This is a genomic window from Microvirga arabica (genome assembly GCF_016811235.1).
In the GTDB taxonomy this organism is placed as follows: Bacteria; Pseudomonadota; Alphaproteobacteria; order Rhizobiales; family Beijerinckiaceae; genus Microvirga; species Microvirga arabica.
Genome location: NZ_JAFBID010000003.1, coordinates 134,102 through 152,582 on the forward strand (window position 1 = coordinate 134,102; position 18,481 = coordinate 152,582).

The following is an 18,481-nucleotide window of genomic DNA, read 5'->3' on the forward strand; positions in this document are numbered from 1 at the left end:
AGTTGACTCTTGCGATCATCGAGGAAACTGGGCTCGCGCTGAAGACTCCTTGGCAGGAATTAGCACGCCACCTTTCCAACCTGAGGACCATGGTTTCCTATCGCTATGACGTTCCTCGTCAAAGGGAGCGGGAAGCGGAGGAGCGGAAAGCGTTCTCGAAACTGCAGAAACTCGTTACATCGTTTTCTGAAGAGCTTCAGACCACCTCGGTACCGGACTCGCCGCTGTCCCGTGCCCTGAGCAAGGCCGCATTTCTTGCCGAGACTGCTAAGGTACAGCAGTCACTCAGCTTGTCACGACTCATAGAATTTATCGACTCAGAGCCTGTCGTGACCGCCGACCAACAGCTTAAGGACGATATTAATGATGCCCATACGGTGCTCGCTCGGCTAGCCAGATACACCAACCAGAATTTCCGCAAGGTTCCCGCAATCAAATCCGTCGCCCGATGGAACACGATCTATGTCGGCGAAGTCCTACCCGCCCTGTTTGAGCATCATTTTGGACGGCCTTTCCGGGTTTCGAAGCATCCAGAGAAAGGCGATCTCAGGGGACCCGGTGTGCGCTTTCTTAGCGCAACCGCCGGGGCGATCGGTATCTTAGGGCCTAACGGAGAACCGTACTCCGCCAGCAGGCTTGTTGGGTATTGGAAGTCTGCCAAAGATAATCCGTTACAGGACGACGATTGGGCCAACTTCGCCTTCCACCACTCTTAACTTTATATCGTGATAGGCACACGCCCGCTGTTGCTCAGGTCGAAATAAGCTGGCTTCTTAGGTCAGTCCCAGCGGTTATCCGCCCACTTAATGGCTAAAGATTTTCTCAGGTTTATATTCCGGCCATTTAGCCAGAAACGCTCCGACTCCTCATGCTCTCATTTGATCGATGTTGGTCGCTCTTGAGAACGGAGATGAAGTGGAGATGATCCTCATAAGTGCACTGCCGGAAGAAGTCTCGCGGCACCGCGTCTTAAGCACCGCCGAAGCAGCGGCGCTCTGCGGCTTCAGCATTCCGCATTTCCGCCGTCTCTATCGCAGCGGCGTGGTGCCCTCGCCGATTCAGCTCAGCACCCGCAAGCTCGGCTTTAAGACCGGCGATCTGATCGACTGGATCGCCACGCGCCGGCATCGTCCTCTGGCGACCTAAACAGTCCTCACAATCAACGCCTTAAAAGGAGCCCCACGCGGAACGTGGTCTGCTCCGGTGGGGCGTAAAGGTATATCAATGAAAATTAAAAATAGCACGCGGCTCAAGCGCCGCAAAGCGCCCGCATGCCTGAATCACACCGATCGGCAGCGCGATCTTGAACTCCTCGCCATCCCGGTGGTCCGCGCAATCGTTCGCCGCTCCCGCGTAAGCCCCGTCACGGCGGCCCTGCTCGCTGAGCTCTCCGGCCTGTCTCAGGAGGCGTTCCGCGATGGTGCGTAAGGCCTCCTCTCGCAAGCGCCGCTCCAACTCGGAGCATCTGACCACCATCTTCGCGACCAGCCATCCCCTCCTGCCGCGGGAGGTGAAGGAACTGGCCAAGTATGGTCCTCCGGTCGGCGTGCCCGCGTCGGCTCCCACCCGTGCCGGTTTTGGCGAGTTCACCGATCACGGATTTCAGCTCAAGGAGGGGGGCGTGCGCGCCCTTCTCTTCCTGATTATCAATAAGCGCGGCAAGGTGATCGGTATTCTGGCTTGGGCACCTTTGATCGGCCGACTTTCGCCGTTGCATCGCAACAGCTCGGTGTTCACGGAGCGCAAAACCGTTCGCTCGAACCTCGGCACCAATCGGTCCGGCATTGAGGGGGCCACATGAGCCGTCCGTGGATGCCATTTTACGTTCGCGATCACCTCGCTGACACCGTCCATCTAAGCGCTTTTGAGCAGGGGGTCTACCTCCTGCTCATTATGTACTACTGGCTGCATAAGGGTCTGCCCACTGCCGACGAGAAACTCGCCCGTATCGTCCGCCTTTCCTTCGATCAGTGGATGGAGATACGCCCGATCATCGTGGAGTTCTTCGAACACGATTGGCGGCACAAGCGCATCGAAGCCGAGCTGGCTGTGGCAAACGAGAAGTACCAGAGGCGTGCAGAAGCCGGCCGCCGAGGTGGCCGTGTGTCGGGCCAGACGAGGCAGAGGCGAACCAATGCTGAAGCAATGCTTCAGCACGAGGCAAGCAATGCCGAAGCCGGGCCGAACCAACCACAACCACAAGCACAAGCACAAGCACATAAAAAAGAGATACAGAGCGGGGCTCACGCCCCGGATGTAGTTTCGGATGAGGACAGATTCTGGGCTCGTCTGAAAGGGCTCGAAGTCAAAGGCATAGGCCGCACGGACTGCAAGAAGCTCCTGAAGCTCAGTGACAACGACTTCATGAAAGCCAATCGCGTGCTCGACAAGGCAGAGCAGGCGGACAGGCCGAAAGCCTATTTGGGCGGGGTGTTCCGCAACCTGCAAGAGGGCAGCCGAGCACCTCCGCCCGACTCCAACCCGCAAGTGCCGACCTGGATCAGCGACAAACGGGCCGCAGGAGTTCCGGTGGAACGTGATGGCAAGCACTGGCGCTGCCAGGGTCGTGTTTGGACCGATTCAGGCGAAGAGCTCGGATGATGACTAGCGATCCTCTTCGAGCACTCGGGATCGTCGTCCCGAACCGCCTCGGCGAGCATCGCATACAATGTCCGCGGTGCTCGCCAACCCGACGCAAGAAATTTGATCGATGCCTTTCTGTAAGGATTAAACATGATGGAGCAGTCTTCCACTGCTGGCACTGCAACTGGTGCGGAGGCACTTCCGAAGCTCAGCGCAGCGGCCATGAGCTACGCCGAGACCGTGCGCAAAATCAGCCGGACGACTTTGGAGCGGCTCGGCGTCGGCTCCGGTACGGTGTTCTTCCCTGATCTGCATCGTGAGAGCGAAGCACTTCTCTTCCCGTACCGGGCCGCAGGCGAGGTCTTGAACTGGAAAGCCGCAGCCTTTCCCGTGAAGGCTTTCACCTCCAAGAAGGGTGGCAAGCTTCAGTTCTGGAACATCGAGCGTGCGATCGGCTCGGGAACGGTGTTCATCACCGAGGGTGAAATGGATGCGGCATCTTTGGTAGAGGCCGGCATTCCCGTCGAACAGGTCATTAGCGTACCCAATGGTGCCCGCTCCCGCACGTCCGATGCTTCTGCCGAGTTGCGGGGCTATGGCTACGTGGAAGAGGCGCTTCGAAATGGCCTCAACCGGACAAAACGTTTCATCTTCTGCGGCGACAATGACGATCCAGGCCGTGCACTTCGCGCCGATCTGGTACGGCTGTTTGGGGCGGCCCGGTTCCACTATGTCGATTGGCCGGAGGGCTGCAAGGACGCGAATGAGGTGCTTCGCACCTACGGGCCATCGGCACTACACGACTTGGTTACGCAGGGAGCCCGACCCTGGCCTGTTGAGGGCCTCTATCGCCTAGAGGATTTGCCTGAGCCCCCTCCCCTGACCTTGTGGCACCCCGGCTTTTCGGAATGGGAGAGCAAGGTTCACCTCGCTCCGCGCACACTGAGCGTCGTCACCGGCCATCCTGGGCATGGCAAGACGACGCTGTTCATGCAGATTTGGTATCAAATTTGTAAGCAATACGGGCTTGCAGCCGCCATCGCATCCTTTGAAACGCGGGCCAAGCCGCATCACCGCCGCACGCTCCGGCAGCTCCATGCAGGCAAGTTCGAATCTGCTATGACAGAAAAGGAAATCCGGGCTGCCGATGCCTGGATCAATGATCGCTTCTTTTGGGTCCTCCATCCAGAGCAACGGCCATCCCTCGAGTGGTTTCTGGAGATGGCGGAGGTTGCAGTCATCCGGCACGGCGCTCGCATCATTCAGGTTGATCCCTGGAACCGCTTGGAAGCAGCACGCGGCCCTGGCGAGAGTGAAACCGAGCACATCGGGCGCTCCCTGCGCACGCTGCATGCCTTCGCGCATGACCTGAACTGCCATGTGCAGGTGCTAGCCCATCCTTCCAAGATGGACGCAACCCGCAAAGGCAAAGCGCCGGAGCTGGAGGACATCTCGGGCTCGAAGAACTGGGACAACATGGTCGACCAGGGCTTTGTCGTGCACCGACCGAAGTTCGTCGACGAGAACGGCCGCAACACGGAGGCCGAGTTCTATCAGCGCAAGAGCCGGTTCGAGGAGCTGGGCTACCCTTGCAAGCTCAAGATGAGCTTCGATCTGAAGACCGGCCGCTACCATTCGGCTGATTATCCTGCTCATGCTGGCTGCAATAAGATGCCGGTTGAGAAATAGCCATTTCAGGGCCAAAGCCGCTGCTACTTACCAATCTTCAAAGCCGCTTCTCCATTCATAATCTCGCAGCAACCGATTCTAATAGGACGCCCACAATGGCACGATCGAAAACGCGGAAACAAATGTTGCAGGGTAAGCCATCTCTCCAAACTCAACCTAAGCCGATTGAACAAGAGAAAGCGGCCGTGGCTACCGCCCGTCAGAGCGATGGAAGACGATCTCGACCAGCGCGGATAGCCATTCTGCCGTCGGATAACGGCCTCCCCAGTATCGCTCCCGCCCACGGTGACATAGGAGCATGGCTGGACCAGTTGAAGGAGATGTTCGGCTCCGGCTCTTCCGAGTTTGCCCTGGAGCAGCTCCAGATGCTGACGAAGTTTACCAATGGTGGCTGGTCCACTGAGAGGGAAGAAGCGGCAGTCAATGCGATGCTGGCGACTGTGGCTGGTGCGCAGCCACAGAACGAGATGGAAGGTGTATTGGCTGTGCAAATCGCCGCCTCTCATCAGCTTGCCATGACACTTTTGGCCCGTGTGGGACACGCAGAGCACATTCCGGTGCTGGAGAGCAATGGCAACATGGCCCTGAAACTGCTCAAGATCAGCAGGGAGCATGCGGAGGCCCTCGCCAAATTGCAACGCGGCGGCAATCAGACCGTAAGGGTTGAACATGTGCACGTTCACTCTGGTGGCCAAGCCATCGTGGGAAACGTCACTCAACCCGGAGGTAGGGGGCCCGACACCAATTCCGATGATCAACCCCATGCACCCGGAGCAGAAAATGGGAAAACCTGATTTTTTACGCCTCAACCTGTCGCCACGCTGCGGAGCGAAGACCCGCAGCGGGAGCCCGTGCCGGTCACCCGCAGTGAGTGGACGAACACGATGCCGGATGCACGGCGGCGCAAAGGGTAGCGGCGCACCGAAGGGGGCCGCAAATGGCAACTATCGGCATGGGACCTTTACCTGTGAGGCCATTGAAAGCCAACGCGCAATCCGGAGACTGATCCAGCAGGCTAAGAGCATGCTCACCCGACTTGCTTGAACCCAAGCCCGAAAAGGGCGATTTCAGTTATCGCAGCCAAGGCGAGCAACGGGTAGGACCACTTAGGGCGATGGTGCCCAGGCGAAGCGTTACGCTTTAGAGATAGCACTATAACTCTCTAATCCTACCCAATTCCCGGCCAGAGAAGGTTGTCTCAGCGTATTGTAAGTTGACCGACCGCCCATCACCGCAGGAGCGCACTGTGCCTTACGACCGCTATATAGAAGGTGAGATTTATCCCCGAGAGATTATCAACGACGAACTAGGCACCCGAACAGGTGAAGGAATCTTTCGAGAAAGGTATTCGACTCGTTCGAAGGAAGGTCGTGTTACGGCGTTTTCAACGAAATTCGGTTTGCTTCAGTATTGCTATGAGGATCGTTGCGAAGGTGACATCTACCTCTATTATGGCATGGGGAGTAAAGAGGCTGATATAAGCTCGCTGCAAAACCAATATATAATCCAACATCGGGAACGCGGCGACGACCTAATAGTCTTTTCGGAGGCTGAGAACGTACCAAACTACGTGCGGTTTCTAGGTCAGTTCGATTGCTATGGATATCGTCATCCCGTAATGACGCCCTTTGGAAGAGCAATAGTCTTTGAGCTTACCCCGAAGTTACCTGACGTTTTCAGAAGCCTTGGCATCTCAGAAAAGTGCTCTGAAATCGCCAGACATAGAACATGGCGTCATGTGCCAACAAGAGGCCCGAAAGACTGAGCCCTTGTTGCCGTGGCACATTCAGGCGGAAGAATCATGACGACACTTCCATTAGAAGCATTCCGTGACCGAAGCAGGATGCTCTATTACCGCGATGGTTTTGGCGTGACATCCATCATCCTGGTGGCTGGTTGCGTAGGTCGTCGCGATAGATTGAGCCCATCATGAACACACAGTGGCGCGGTGCACTTTGCCGAACAACTCCCTAACGATCGCGAATAGAAATTGGCTTCGCAAACTCTTGCGCTCACTTGTTACCGATTGGCCTGAAAGAATGGTCTCAGCAAGCTTTTCGGATGAGACAGTAACGAGCTTGACCAGATTCTGAATGTCACCGCCAACTTTGTAGGCTAGGTCAATCAGACTGCTGAGCGCTCCACCTACTCAGGGTACGGTTGAAGCGCCATCTCAGCGCATCCAAATGGGGTTGCTGACTCGTTGGGGTCAGCTTCAGAGCATGAATCCCGATGCTTTCACAAGAAACACCTGGAGCCGCGGCAATGGAAAGTGTATCAGGCTCGATCGCGAAGAGATGAGCATCAAAGGCATCGTGATGCGTTGAGCAAAGGGGGATGCCGTTCCGCCAATCGTCCGAACCCTTATCAGCTTTGCCGCGGATATGAGCAGCCTTAATTAAGCTTGGATGGGTGATTGAGCAGACAGCACACTTGCAACCGAATTGCGCCATGACGTGAAATCGGAAGCGTTGTTGTCCTTTGCGAACCTTCGTTTGAGCAGTACCCACCGGTGAGTTGTCAACAAGCTGAAATGGTGAGCTTATGGGTGCCGGAGGGATGTAGGCGGGTTCCTGCGCCCCAAACAGGATAAGGAACTGTTTGCTGGCATCGTCAGCGTCCACAACCCAACCAATTTTGACGGAACGCCTAGTGGCTCGCTTTTCACCGGGCAAAATCACAAAGATTGGCATATTCGCCTGAGCCGCATTTTTGGTGGCTTGGACCTCAGCGGCATCACGCGACGGCGGTCTTCGCGTGACCGGATAGTGGTAAATCATCCCGTCATCTGACAGGTCATCAGGGTAGTGCAGGCCAGTATGCAGGATGCTGACCGTTATGCCATTTCCGTCCTTAGAGACGCTTCGGGTCCTCGCTTTATCGACCCAGATGCCTTGGGCACCACCGTAAACCCCAAGCTGGCGAAGATACCCTGGTTCCAGGTCAGTAACACCCGACGTCTGTAGCTGCGACCAGAGACTAAGGCGTCGGCTTCGTTCCTCAGCAATCGCCATCGATACCCCCTGACTGTCTATCATTGTTATTCCACAAGTATGTTGTCGCCGTCCTTGGGTTCACGCAGAGATTTCGTCCTCTGTGTTTGATTAGGAGGCGAGGGAGTTGCCACAAGCTCGCGACCTCGAGGTAAGCTTGGAGCGGTGGAGCTGGTTACCGCTAACCAGCGGTCCCTTTCTAATGACCACAGATGCTAAATCAGCCAATGCTTTGCGCCATTGAGAGCAGTACATCCTGAACGGCCGGAAAAGCGGCTGTACCGAGAGCGACAACTTGCAATCCAGCAATTAGGTAAAGCTGGGTCCGGAACGGCTCTTTTCTCGTCTTATGGCGCAGGCTGTGCTGGGCGAGGATTGCTCCAAGCGTTCCGCCAATAAGCGCCATTCCAAGCAATGTGCGCTCTGGAACTCGCCACATTCCGTTCCGAGCGCAGTGCTTGTCCCAAGCGAAAGCCGCCAGGGTCGCTAGATTGATGAGGCAGAGATAAATCCCCAGAAGGTAGAGTATGGACTGGATGGACATCACTCTGAGTTCCCCTTGAGCCCTTTGTCGAGCCTCGCATTCAGCCTGTTACCCCAACGATAAATGGGTGCTCGGGAATGTACAGCCCCGCTATCCTAACCAAATAGTCAGGTTTATAGTCCTCCCGGGGGCTTCAGCATGGTTTCACACAAAGATTGGCACATTCACTTTGGACGCCATCAACGGGCAGCGAGGCGACGCCGTTTGCGCCGTCAAGTCGGTTTGCCAATGGTGGCCGCACTTGCTGGCTTCGGCCTTGTTTGGGGCTGGGCCAACCCGGGACCTATCAGCTCCAGTTCCACACCAGAAGGCCGCGTGTGGACTGGTTCCAGCCAGGTCTCTTACCGGAACTGTGCTGCCGCACGAGCGGCAGGAGCGGCTCCTCTCTACAGAGGGCAGCCAGGTTACGCGCCACACCTCGACCGGGACAATGATGGCATTGCCTGCGAGCCTTATCGTCGCCGATAGAAGGGGCATTGTGCATGAGAGCGTTGTTCCTTCCTCTGAGCCTCGGGCTCTGCCTGATTGCGCTGCCTGTCACAGCTCAAAGCCTGTCGGGCCAAGCCGACGTGATAGATGGGGACACTCTTGCTCTTCGGGGCGAACAGACTCGCATTCGGCTCTACGGCGTGGATGCGCCGGAGGGGAAGCAGACCTGCAATGATGCGGAAGGCAAACGCTATCTCTGCGGCTCCCGAGCAGCGGATGCTCTGGCCACGCTGATAGGCCGGAACGGGCGGGTGACTTGTCATGAAGAGGACCGGGACCGGTACGGGCGGGTGGTCGCTGTCTGTCATGCCAATGGCCGGGACATCAATGGCGAGTTGATCCGGCAGGGCTGGGCGGTGGAATACGGTCAATACTCGGACGGGCGCTACTCGAACGAGGAAGCAGAAGCCCGACAGGCCAAGCGTGGGCTCTGGGTCGGAACGTTTGTCAAGCCGTGGGACTGGCGACGGGGTGAGCGCCTGCCTTCGGAAGCGGCGGGTGAAACTGCCGGAAGCGCCGAGCGGAAATGCGATATCAAGGGCAACATCTCAGGTTCGGGCCGCATCTACCATGTTCCCGGAAGCCGACACTATGAGAACACGCAAATCAACGAAGTAAGCGGAGAACGCTGGTTCTGTTCAGAGGACGAGGCGAAAGCAGCGGGATGGCGAGCTCCGAGGGGGTAGAAGTAGAGCTGTTCCTCCGGGGGAATCGGGCCGTCCGAAAGGCTCATTTATCTTTCAGACGCGTCCTTACCTTATAGCCTCATGGCACAGTTGTTTCCTCTGAGAGATCGCATTGACAGCCTACCTGATGCGCGAGCTCAATAGAAGCTCCTTTTCAGGCGACGTAGCGATAGCCGAACGGCAGGCGGCATTTCAAAGCAGGCTGAGAACCCGCACCCCTCGCCCTTCGGAAGCTGATCCGACAGGCGCGGAGCACGCTTAGCCAAATTACTTGCGATTGAGCCTCAAAGTTCCCCACTGCTCCTTCAACCGCGATCGCCACAAAACGATTGCTCCCATGCGATTAGAAGCATCACAGGTGTTATGCGGTGCGCCTGAGCACTGAGGTATTTCCAGCATGCAGCACTTCACCTTCAACTCTATGAAGGAAGTCCCACCATGCTTCACAGACACGATTTGCTCCTTTGAGCAGGTCAAGGGTATGGCGATCGTCTAGGCCGGTGAGCTGAGCGAGATATCGGTTATGCCGTTCCTCCGCGCCCTCACCAAACAATCGGCTCAGAAATGATCGAAGATTAATCGGATCGGCAGTCATATCACCGGCTGCCGAGCGGCTGTTCGCCCGTATGGGACGCTCGATCAATTCAGCTGCTAACGAGACAGTCCGGTAAACAGGGTCATTCTGGCGGAATTCCTTTTCACGTTTAAATCGTGTCCGGAGCTTTTCGACCTGCTTTGAGCTAAGGGCAGGGTTTCGATCGGCAGGCAGCTCAGACTGCACGCGCAACTGTGTCATCAACCAAATCTGGAGACAACGTTCTGCCTGTGGGCGATCGCCGAACAGCTCACGCCCAATCTGCGCTAATTCATCTACGTGTAATTGGCCGCCTTCAGCATGGGCTATTTTTTCGATCTGTCTCAGCCCCGCGCGGGAAGTGCGTATCCGCCCGAATACATCTCGGATTTTTTGGGGCGAGTAGCCTCTTTCACTCAGAATTTCGATGACGTGCTTAGTTTCCACATCAAACTCGGAACTTGTCTCATCCAAATCTGGCAGGGACCGGATTTTCTCTATCCATCCGCGAGGGACTCGGCCGAGCTTCTTATGCTCCTCAATGGTTCTGGTTGTTACGCCAAGCACATCAGCTAAGACGCGATTTGGATTTTTTCCAAGCGGAACCTTTGTGCTCGCCATGTCGAAGAGATTGTCAAAGGTTGGCTTTGCATCCTTTCGAGCATCCCTTAACTGCTCAGCTAATCGAGTAGTCAGGTCGCCAAACGTGATCGCAAGATCGGTCATGTGAAGACTGGCCGATCTCGTTACTTGTGAGACGATGTTGACGAACAGCTGCGGGTTGTCAGGAGCTTGGTGTAACGCATGAGTAAGCTTTCTTGCCAACTTGGCTTTCTGATCGATATCCATCATAATGTTCCTGCGGTGAAGGACCGGGCGGGTGCCATCCACCCGGTCCGCATGTAAGCCGTTCAAAACAGGGCAGCGTCCTCAGTTAGTACGCTGGTGGGCGCTGCCTCTGTCTTTGTCGCCGTCATCACTTCCGGGCATTGGCGCGCCTTCGCCAAGGCTCTTCCCGAGAACCTGCTCCATAATTGCGAGCAATCTATTATTGGTCCGTCGGAGATCATCTGCATGTCGCTCGGCCTGCTGAAGGCGGGCCTCCTTTTCCTCCATGAGACGGGCCTGTACTTCCATCTCATGCATCAACTCCTCGACACTCTCGCCCACGATAGCAGCCGAGTGTTCATCTAACTTCCGGTTGGCACGACGAGCCAGCATAGTGCTGATGGAGCTAACAGCCTCGCGGGCGATGTCTGGGAGGAACTCGTTTGCATCCATCGCCTCGACCATTGCTCGTGTCGTTTCGGTCTCGGGCTCGAATGTGCGTTCCACTCGCCCTTTTTGAAGCCCAGCCTCCTTTGCCCATTGTTCACGCTCATAAGCCCATTTCCTCCCAGTAGTCAGATGAGCGTGAGAGCCACTTGGCGGCTTGAGCCTTGCTCGGATAGCACGCAGAGCCAAACTCGCCTTATAAGGATCATATTGCCCAGCTTTCGTTACGTGATCACGTAGCGTCTCTGGTGTTGAAGGATCGGCTGCTTCGATCTGTGCGAGCACCCGGTCTACAGTTTCTTCGATTGTGACTGTCTTTGCTATCGTAGTCATTTTGTCCTCCAAAGAACAAAGCCGCCTCAAACAAGATCACGGCAAAGACAAAAGCTACTCTTCTACGAACTCATGACAAGCAGATCACCACATCCAAAAGGGGTACTTTCGCTGAATTATTCTGAGTCAAACGTGATCAAAAAGGATTGCGGCGGTTGATTGAAGACAGGTGGCTCACATAATCCCATGCGATGACCGTACAGCGATCTGACCCTGACCAAGCTGAGCTATGGCTCAGTATTACTGGGCAGTACTCCCGGGTTGGGGGCAAGACGATCTGGAATGAGGTATGTATTCCTAGATTTGTTCAGTTCGATGGCTATTGGCCAATCCTAAAGCTAAGCTTTACTCGGCAGCAGAGGAGATCAACTCGACAAACCTCGATGCAGCTTCGGAAGCTTTCCTGGCACGCTCATCTTCCCAGGTCCCGCTTAGGCATCCCTCGGAAATTTTCAATCACTGCAGAAGAGTCTCGCAGATACTGCCATCACGAGGGCGATTACTACATCTTCGACTTTACTGGAATGACGCCCCTGCCAGCGGATGACATAGAGCGTCGACTACTCGTCCTGCTCGACGAAGTGGATGCTTTCAAGAGATATCACCCGGAAGTCCTGGCCTCACTCGGCGTGGAAATTCAAATCGTCCTTCAAGAACGTTCTGAAGATGACTAGAGCTGAAGCCATGAGCCATTCAGGGCAACGCCCATGAAGCCTATCCCATATTGATTCAGGCCAGTGCTTATCGAGGTATACTAGAAGTCCTCAGGCGGACCTATATCGATATATCAGTAGACCTATTAGGCAGGTGATAAGAGACTGCTTATCTTGGATGTCCCACTCGAACATTTCTGATCTACACAGGCTCATACCCGTAGATAATGAGTTGATGCTGGCATTTCTCGGCTCGGAAACCGACGAGCAGTTATCCAATCCACGCACCGGAGCAGAAATGAGGAAACCCGATTCCTTGCGGTCTAACCTATCACCCGCGATAGGGCCCAGACTCGCGGCGAGTATTTGTATCAACCACCCGCCTCGAAGGAGAGAGCGAGGTGCTGGATGCACGAAGGGTAGTGGTGCGCCGAAGGGGCACGTCAATGGCAACTATCAGCAAGGCTCTTTCACATATGGGGCCATTCAGGTCCGCCAAGCAATTTGAGTGCCGAACAAGTCCCGCACCCAGCCGTTCAACAGCACTCTCAGACCTCCGAAGCAATATTTAGTCGGCCCGTGACGTAATCCTTTACTAAGTTACGACGGGCGACGCCCTATCGGGCGGACACTACTGACCATGAGCTCTAGCAATCGCAAGGGCTTCAAGAGCGGCATCACTTCTGTTTCCTTGCGCCGTCCGCTCAATGCCCTGACCCTCGTCAAAGCTGTTTACTTCGAGCTCCTTCAAACCAAAATAGTCGTATGTGTAGCGGCCCTTCTCGCTCTGATTGACGATCGCATAGATAACAAGAAGCTTCCTGTTGGATTGCTGGGACACACGGTCTAGATGTTGTTCCCATTCATCGTAGTTCGGATGAACAATGCGATAGTTGCTACTATCTTGAAATTCTGCACCATCCTGCTTGTCGACGACGAACTCATCGTCCTCAATCTTAAACTGCATGTTGCAACGCTTGCATGATACAGAGAGATTCCAAATCTCGTAGGCGAAGCGCTTGTACTTCCCCTTCGGTAGCACATGCTCGCGGTCGATCATGAAGTGGCCGCCACCATGAAGATTGGTTCTGCAGTAACAGCATGTATCGCCATGGCGCTCGAGATGATGAGCCCGGATTTTGTTTTTGACGCTCTTGACTAATTCATTCTTTACATCCCATGGATGTTCGTCCGTCATTGCCGCGGTAATCGCCTCAAGCTCCTCTTCGCTCATGACGAAGGAGTCAAGCGTAGGCTCATAAGCATCACTCATTACGTCGCAGGTCTTCCGTTATTATTGTGGCTCGCCTTACGAGTTTCGACCTTTTCAACAAGAGTGCGGATTGCGTCGAAGAACTCTTCCTGCTTCGGGTCAAAGCTCCTAGCCCGCATTCGAGCTATCAGAGTGAGGACCGCGCCTTTATTGATTTCGTCACGTTCATATTGGTCGATCGCTTCGACGATCTCTTCACTCACAAAGTGATTGGCCGGGGTCACGACATCAAACGCCTTCCACAACACTGCCTCAATTCCGTTATCCCCCGCCGCCATACCATTGATGTTCAGGCGGTCAGGATTACCATTTCTGACTTGGTAAACCGTAACGTGGTTGGGCCGTTGTGTAGTCGCTCCCGTCACGACCAACGGGGCGTGCGTAGCGACGACGATTGATGCGTTGCGATACATCAAGGCGCCGAGGACTTTGTCTATGTAGTCACGCTGCCAGCTCGGATGGAGACTGTTCTCGGGCTCGTCAATGAGAACGATTGCATTATCTCCGACAGTCGTGATCAGGAAAACGAGTGAAGATATCAAAGACAACTCGCCGGAGCTTGCATGCTGCAGCTCAAACGGTGCGCCATATTCTTTTTCAAGGTACACATGGATTCGACGAAGCAACTTCGCCTTGTAGAGCAACTGCTCACTGCGGAGCACAGCCGCAAACTCGCGACGGCGAGAGAATTCAAGAACCGAACTCTTCGAATCGATCCAAATGATTTCGTCCTCCCGCCATCTCTCGAGGAAATGGCGCGAGTCTTCGAAATCCTGGTACTCCTCCTGAGAACGGAAGAATGGCCCATATCTATCGGAGGGATCGAAGGATGCTTCCCTCATCGCTTGTGACCGTTCAATCCTGAAGCCAATGCGAGGGAGATATCCGCAAAACTCAAGGGTGGCACTGATCTGGTAGAATTCCGATCCCTCACGATCGAGGGTCGCAGCTACCGCCCGTTTTATGGTCGCCTTCGGAGATTGGCCGGTGCGCCCTGAAGAGTGTCGATTTATCCCTCTAATTCCCAAAAACCTATCGTAGGTCGTATTCGATATTACCGTAACATCACGATGGCTGTGATACTCAATGGCAATCTTCCGCAAGTGATTGCTTTTTCCCGAACCGTTAGGACCCACAAGGATCGCAACGGCCTCATCTTCAGCGTTGGCTTCATTAAAGCCGAGATTTCTCAGCAGCATGGGTAAGCCTTTAGCATCTCTATGATTGTCTCAGTTTTATTGCCCCAGTCTCTTTATCTCGCTTAACGCAAGCGGAGACCGTCTTGAGTCGGCGTTTAACTAGGCAATGCTGCTTATTTCCAAGGCCTGTGATAGGATTGCATGCGTACGACCTATAGTCCTCGTTTCGATCAGCTCACTGGGGCGTCTCATGGCTCCCGAGGAGCATGTCTCGAAGAGCTGGAGATTTGAGAGCGATCGGCTTCAGGGCTAACAGTTCTGCACTATGAGCCAGAGGATGGGTTATCGTTCTTAGCGCCAGGCGCAACAGGAAGTTCGCCTGCTGATCCATCTGCTGGCCCTTGATCTCTAAACGCACTCCCTTTTTGTGCACGGCTTCGAGCCACCTCTACGATACGTTCAACTATACGATCAGGATCGCGCCACTTAGTGACGAGTTTGGTTGTATCCATCCCGTAGTCTGCGACGATATCGCGGAGTTGCTCAATATCGAGCCGGGAAAGCTCCGTGCGCAGAACGTCGTCTCCCTGTTTGGCTAGATGGACAGGGTCCAAAACTGCGGGCGGCCGCCGATTGCTCGGCCGCTTCGGCTGAGACGAGCCTACCTCCCGCAGCTTCGTCGTGGGCTTCACCCCTCCCTCCTCACTGAGGCCGAGTGCAGCCTCAAGACGAGCGCGGAAGGCTGGGTTGGTCTCAGCCTCTTGGATCACTTCCTTGAAGAGCGCATTCAGTATCTTTTTCATTCTCAGCGACCTCAATCCAGCTCATTCCAGATTTCACGCGCGAGTTCGTCATACTGGTTGGCTAGCTCTGATCCATACTTCTGCTTCAGAGTACGGGGATAATTCTGGAATTCGGCGGCGGCGGCAACCTGATTGGCCTGTCGGATAATGGTGTCCATCACGATCGGCACATCTGCATCGTCCTGTAGCTGCTTCAAGACGTTGTTGTGGACAGTAGAATTCGCCTGATACTTAGTAGCGATAATTCCTATCGGCTCAATCTTCTCGGAGATCGCCTGGGAAAAATCGCGAATGCGCGTGACGATCTGCGGGATACCGTAGGTCGACATGTGGTCTGGAATAGTGGGGATGATGTAGCCGTCAGAAATCCGCAGTCCGTTCAGGGTGATGATGCCAAGATTGGGCGGGCAATCGACGATAACGATATCATAGTCGTCGATTCGGGACTTCACGGCACGCCAAAGGAGCTCGATGGGGTTAGCGGCGTAGAACTTGCCCACTGGCGCAGATGCCAATTTATCCTGGACATCGATAAGGTCGAGACTGGAAGGCAGGAGATCAATCGTCCTCGCTGCGCCTACATCCGACACGCGCTTCTGAAGGGTCTTGTCGAGGTCGAACTTACGATTGTCAGGGTCCATCGCGTCTTTGAACAGGCGAGCAAGCGTATGCTCCTTGCTGTTCAGTTCGAACCATCTCTCTTCCCCAATCAGCATCAGGGTCGCGTTAGTCTGGGGATCAAGGTCGATCACCAGGACGCGCTTGCCCATGTTGGCTGAGAAAGTCTCAGCAAGTGCTACGCTCGTCGTTGTCTTGGCCACGCCTCCCTTAAGGTTGATCGTCGAAAATATATGCGTCATCGGCTTTCCTTTACGTTTGTTACGTCGAAGCCAAGAGCGAACTTGTGAGCGCCTAAAGATTGGTCCGGACGCTAGTTCACTCACTGGCTCAGGGAAGTCTGAGGCACGCACTCGCCAGTTGGCGACCGCCTGTTTCGAGACGTTCGCCATAAGCGCAATTTCGTTAATCCCGACGAAATCATCCGTGTTCGTGGCCACCTGGACTCCTGTGAACATCATTCACAAAAACTGTTTACATCGTTCACAGAGCGGCTGTCAACAATATTTATTCCTCCTATTAGGGACAATGTCCGCCTCCTCTAATCCGCTTTAATCGTCTTGTGGGAAAGCACTCCAAAACAGAGCTACGTTAGATTATTTCTCTCAATCCCGCCAATCGGCTCAGAGGTGTGAAGCCAAGTAATAACGGCAATGGCTATCTAATAAGGTGACCTTGCCGTCTTTCCACGAAGTGCACACTCCCAAACCGTCGGAACCCGCCAGCCCTTCTTCAGAAGTAACACAGTCTTTTTCTGGTCGCGAAGGTGGTTCGATTCGAAGTTTTTGAGCCAACAATCGCGCCGGCTCCTCGGAACCATGCAGCGATAACGTCCATGGAAGTGCCAATAGCACCCGTGGAGGATGAGAACCGCTTCGAAGCGAGGGAATACGTTATCGGAGCTTCCGGGCAATGACCGATCATGAAGTCTGTATCGGAGGCCGTTCCGGTGCAGCGCACTTCTCAACAGGAGTTCGGCGCGGTGTTCTTCTGACCGACACGCGACATTATTCTCGATCTCGTCAGGATTGTGTCCCTGGCAGTGCAACATGAGGAACTAAATGCTGATCTAACGCATAGGTATTCCTAGCAAGCCTGGTGAGTAGGAGGCCGCACCGGTAGTCCTGCAAATGTCAGGGAGTACAAACCCGCGCGGATTACCCAATGCTTTGATTATGTCGAGACGATATCATTACCACCGGATGACAGCTCAGCAGTTTTCAGACGCGCTGAACGCGCTAGGAGTGACGATGCGCCAGTTCGTGCGAATCTCTGGAGCCTCTGAGGCCAAAGTTGAGCGCTGGATAAAAGGTGATGAAGATATCCCCCATTTCGTTACGATTCTCTGCGCACTTCTGACGCTCCCTAACACAATGGAGATGGCCAAAAGCGTCACTGACACCATGCTGAAGAAGGATAACCATGACTAGCTCCCCCTCCACATCTGAGGCTGCGCCTTGTGGTCGAGTACCTGACCCTCTCGCAGCCCTTGAGGCGCTTGTCCGGCAAGTCGACAACGGTGGCCTCCTCGTCGCTAATGAGCAGGGTGACAATGCTGTGATGGCAGCTCATCTCGCCATTGCGGTAGCGAAGAATGAGCCTGTATCTGTTCCCAAGAGCTACAACTGAGCAATCATGAGGCCCCCACCCAAGAAGCCAAGCAAGTCGCGGCGGTTTGAATATGATCGAATGACCGGAGAGGAATTCCGTGCTGCACTCGATCAGCTTGACATGACGACAGTTTACTTCGCCCGGATTTCAGGGGTTAACCCGCGGAACGTCGAGCGATGGGTAAACGATGAGAGTGACATTCCCCACTATGTGAACTTGATTTGCAAGTTGCTAACCCTTCCTCGAGCAAAGGAAATGGCGAGTACGCTGACGAATATAGTCATTCACTTCCACGCCGAACACGAGGCAGCTGATCCTTGAGGACGATCTCCGTCAGCTGCCGGATTATGGCTAATCGGTAAAATCTCTATGGCAAAGAAAACTAAGCCATCGCGGCTGGACGAAGAAGCGGTTGTCTCGGCGCTCATTCAAGAGGGTTACCCAGGTGAGTTTTCGGGTAAGCTCGCCTTTGAGTGCTTCAGAGATATGCTCGACGACGAGCGTCGCTCTATTTTGGATAACTCTGAGCTGTTTGACGACAGTAGTCGCCTGCGCACTTGGTATCGCCTCCCGCGCTCTCCGAAAGAAGCACACATGCTCTTCGGGATGGACGCTCCCCGGGTGCTAAAAACTTTCTTGAAGGTTCTCGCCATATTGCCGTCGGTGGCACCGTTTCGAACGATTGTTGATCTTGGAGCTGGAACAGGATCGCTTGCTCGACTGATCTCGCAAGATTGGCCCGACTGCAGGATTATTTGCACTGAGCGGGAAAGGAATTTGGTTGATATCGGACGTGCCGCGTCTAAGGAATTCCCCAATATCGAGTTCGTTGAGGCGGATCACTGCAGTCTGCCGGAGACAGGTGTTTCTGGCGATGTCCTGATATCAGTAATAGGCTTTGATCTTGTGCCCCAGACGTCTAACGCAGCGTCAGCTCCTTCCCAAGTTGAGGGTATCTTCAAGGCCTGGCACGAAATCTCTGAGGCTGATGCTAAGCTAATTTGTATTGCGCGTATTCCGACGCCCGACGCTCTACGCTCCTTTTTAAGTGAAGCGAACCGGGCAGGCTGGGCTGTAGACTTGGGTTTTTCCGATTTCGTTTACGCTGATCAGGAGCGATTTCCCGCACTACTTTTCACGAGAACTGAAGCTGACACTCAAGATGTTGACCCGCAGGAGGTCGATTTTTTCTGGACGCTATTTGGATTTTAAAGCAGG

Annotated in this window: 22 protein-coding genes; 13 read left to right on the top strand and 9 right to left on the bottom strand. The window is 54.6% G+C overall.

All coding sequences use genetic code 11. From position 1 onward, the window contains the following. Positions 1 to 2 precede the first annotated feature (2 nt). The 9 genes from JQC81_RS02920 to JQC81_RS02955 all read left to right on the top strand — a co-directional run bounded on the left by JQC81_RS02920 (position 3) and on the right by JQC81_RS02955 (position 6,037). Positions 3 to 716, top strand: coding sequence for a hypothetical protein (locus tag JQC81_RS02920; protein ID WP_210347055.1), 714 nt, complete (start codon positions 3 to 5; stop codon positions 714 to 716). Positions 717 to 921: 205 nt separating this feature from the next. After that, complete coding sequence (locus JQC81_RS02925) at positions 922 to 1,146, top strand: helix-turn-helix transcriptional regulator (protein ID WP_203270218.1); 225 nt, start codon at positions 922 to 924, stop codon at positions 1,144 to 1,146. Positions 1,147 to 1,224: 78 nt separating this feature from the next. After that, on the top strand, positions 1,225 to 1,428 hold the full coding sequence (locus tag JQC81_RS02930) for a hypothetical protein (RefSeq protein ID WP_203270219.1): 204 nt from the start codon (positions 1,225 to 1,227) through the stop codon (positions 1,426 to 1,428). Next, complete coding sequence (locus tag JQC81_RS02935) at positions 1,418 to 1,801, top strand: hypothetical protein (RefSeq protein ID WP_203270220.1); 384 nt, start codon at positions 1,418 to 1,420, stop codon at positions 1,799 to 1,801. The genes JQC81_RS02930 and JQC81_RS02935 overlap by 11 nt, the downstream gene beginning before the upstream one ends. Beyond that, positions 1,798 to 2,601: a YdaU family protein gene (locus JQC81_RS02940; protein WP_203270221.1), complete on the top strand. Its 804-nt coding sequence runs from the start codon at positions 1,798 to 1,800 to the stop codon at positions 2,599 to 2,601. The genes JQC81_RS02935 and JQC81_RS02940 overlap by 4 nt, the downstream gene beginning before the upstream one ends. Before the next feature lie 132 nt (positions 2,602 to 2,733). Beyond that, the gene (locus JQC81_RS02945; RefSeq protein WP_203270222.1) at positions 2,734 to 4,272 is read left to right on the top strand and encodes a DnaB-like helicase C-terminal domain-containing protein; all 1,539 of its coding nucleotides are present in this window, start codon (positions 2,734 to 2,736) and stop codon (positions 4,270 to 4,272) included. A gap of 95 nt (positions 4,273 to 4,367) precedes the next feature. Then, positions 4,368 to 5,066, top strand: a complete 699-nt coding sequence (locus JQC81_RS02950; RefSeq protein WP_203270223.1) for a hypothetical protein — start codon at positions 4,368 to 4,370, stop codon at positions 5,064 to 5,066. Continuing rightward, a complete protein-coding gene (locus tag JQC81_RS33745; RefSeq protein ID WP_281400215.1) occupies positions 5,053 to 5,316 on the top strand; it encodes an HGGxSTG domain-containing protein in 264 nt (87 codons plus the stop codon). The genes JQC81_RS02950 and JQC81_RS33745 overlap by 14 nt, the downstream gene beginning before the upstream one ends. 202 nt (positions 5,317 to 5,518) lie before the next feature. Beyond that, positions 5,519 to 6,037 carry a hypothetical protein gene (locus tag JQC81_RS02955; protein WP_203270224.1) on the top strand — a complete coding sequence of 173 codons (519 nt, stop codon included), beginning with the start codon at positions 5,519 to 5,521 and terminating at the stop codon, positions 6,035 to 6,037. 355 nt (positions 6,038 to 6,392) lie between these two features. Here the strand turns inward: JQC81_RS02955 and JQC81_RS02960 are convergent, their stop codons facing one another. After that, positions 6,393 to 7,286 (bottom strand): HNH endonuclease, encoded by an 894-nt coding sequence (locus tag JQC81_RS02960; protein ID WP_203270225.1) that lies wholly within the window; start codon positions 7,284 to 7,286, stop codon positions 6,393 to 6,395. Between the two features lie 199 nt (positions 7,287 to 7,485). Further along, the gene (locus JQC81_RS02965; RefSeq protein WP_203270226.1) at positions 7,486 to 7,809 is read right to left on the bottom strand and encodes a DUF1294 domain-containing protein; all 324 of its coding nucleotides are present in this window, start codon (positions 7,807 to 7,809) and stop codon (positions 7,486 to 7,488) included. A 228-nt stretch (positions 7,810 to 8,037) separates the two neighbouring features. Between JQC81_RS02965 and JQC81_RS02970 the strand changes: the two genes are divergently transcribed. Continuing rightward, positions 8,038 to 8,277 (top strand): excalibur calcium-binding domain-containing protein, encoded by a 240-nt coding sequence (locus JQC81_RS02970; RefSeq protein ID WP_203270253.1) that lies wholly within the window; start codon positions 8,038 to 8,040, stop codon positions 8,275 to 8,277. Positions 8,278 to 8,291: 14 nt separating this feature from the next. Then, on the top strand, positions 8,292 to 8,984 hold the full coding sequence (locus JQC81_RS02975) for a thermonuclease family protein (protein WP_203270227.1): 693 nt from the start codon (positions 8,292 to 8,294) through the stop codon (positions 8,982 to 8,984). 361 nt (positions 8,985 to 9,345) lie between these two features. Here JQC81_RS02975 and JQC81_RS02980 read toward each other — a convergent pair whose 3' ends face one another. The 7 genes from JQC81_RS02980 to JQC81_RS34245 form a co-directional block, all read right to left on the bottom strand. Next, on the bottom strand, positions 9,346 to 10,407 hold the full coding sequence (locus JQC81_RS02980; RefSeq protein ID WP_203270228.1) for a hypothetical protein: 1,062 nt from the start codon (positions 10,405 to 10,407) through the stop codon (positions 9,346 to 9,348). An 81-nt stretch (positions 10,408 to 10,488) separates the two neighbouring features. Then, positions 10,489 to 11,166 carry a hypothetical protein gene (locus JQC81_RS02985; protein WP_203270229.1) on the bottom strand — a complete coding sequence of 226 codons (678 nt, stop codon included), beginning with the start codon at positions 11,164 to 11,166 and terminating at the stop codon, positions 10,489 to 10,491. Between the two features lie 1,284 nt (positions 11,167 to 12,450). Next, the gene (locus JQC81_RS02990; RefSeq protein WP_203270230.1) at positions 12,451 to 13,092 is read right to left on the bottom strand and encodes an HNH endonuclease; all 642 of its coding nucleotides are present in this window, start codon (positions 13,090 to 13,092) and stop codon (positions 12,451 to 12,453) included. Continuing rightward, positions 13,092 to 14,291, bottom strand: a complete 1,200-nt coding sequence (locus JQC81_RS02995; protein ID WP_203270231.1) for an AAA family ATPase — start codon at positions 14,289 to 14,291, stop codon at positions 13,092 to 13,094. The genes JQC81_RS02990 and JQC81_RS02995 overlap by 1 nt, the downstream gene beginning before the upstream one ends. A 263-nt stretch (positions 14,292 to 14,554) precedes the next feature. After that, positions 14,555 to 15,034, bottom strand: a complete 480-nt coding sequence (locus tag JQC81_RS03000) for a hypothetical protein (protein ID WP_203270232.1) — start codon at positions 15,032 to 15,034, stop codon at positions 14,555 to 14,557. Between the two features lie 11 nt (positions 15,035 to 15,045). Beyond that, a complete protein-coding gene (locus tag JQC81_RS03005; protein ID WP_312887462.1) occupies positions 15,046 to 16,092 on the bottom strand; it encodes an AAA family ATPase in 1,047 nt (348 codons plus the stop codon). Positions 16,093 to 16,313: 221 nt separating this feature from the next. Next, entirely contained in the window at positions 16,314 to 16,703 is a 390-nt protein-coding gene (locus JQC81_RS34245; protein ID WP_203270233.1) for a very short patch repair endonuclease, read from the bottom strand. Positions 16,704 to 16,854: 151 nt separating this feature from the next. On the opposite strand from JQC81_RS34245, the gene JQC81_RS03015 reads away from it, so the two are divergent. Next, on the top strand, positions 16,855 to 17,082 hold the full coding sequence (locus JQC81_RS03015) for a hypothetical protein (RefSeq protein ID WP_210347056.1): 228 nt from the start codon (positions 16,855 to 16,857) through the stop codon (positions 17,080 to 17,082). Positions 17,083 to 17,632: 550 nt separating this feature from the next. After that, the gene (locus JQC81_RS03020) at positions 17,633 to 18,475 is read left to right on the top strand and encodes a class I SAM-dependent methyltransferase (protein WP_203270235.1); all 843 of its coding nucleotides are present in this window, start codon (positions 17,633 to 17,635) and stop codon (positions 18,473 to 18,475) included. Positions 18,476 to 18,481 lie beyond the last annotated feature (6 nt).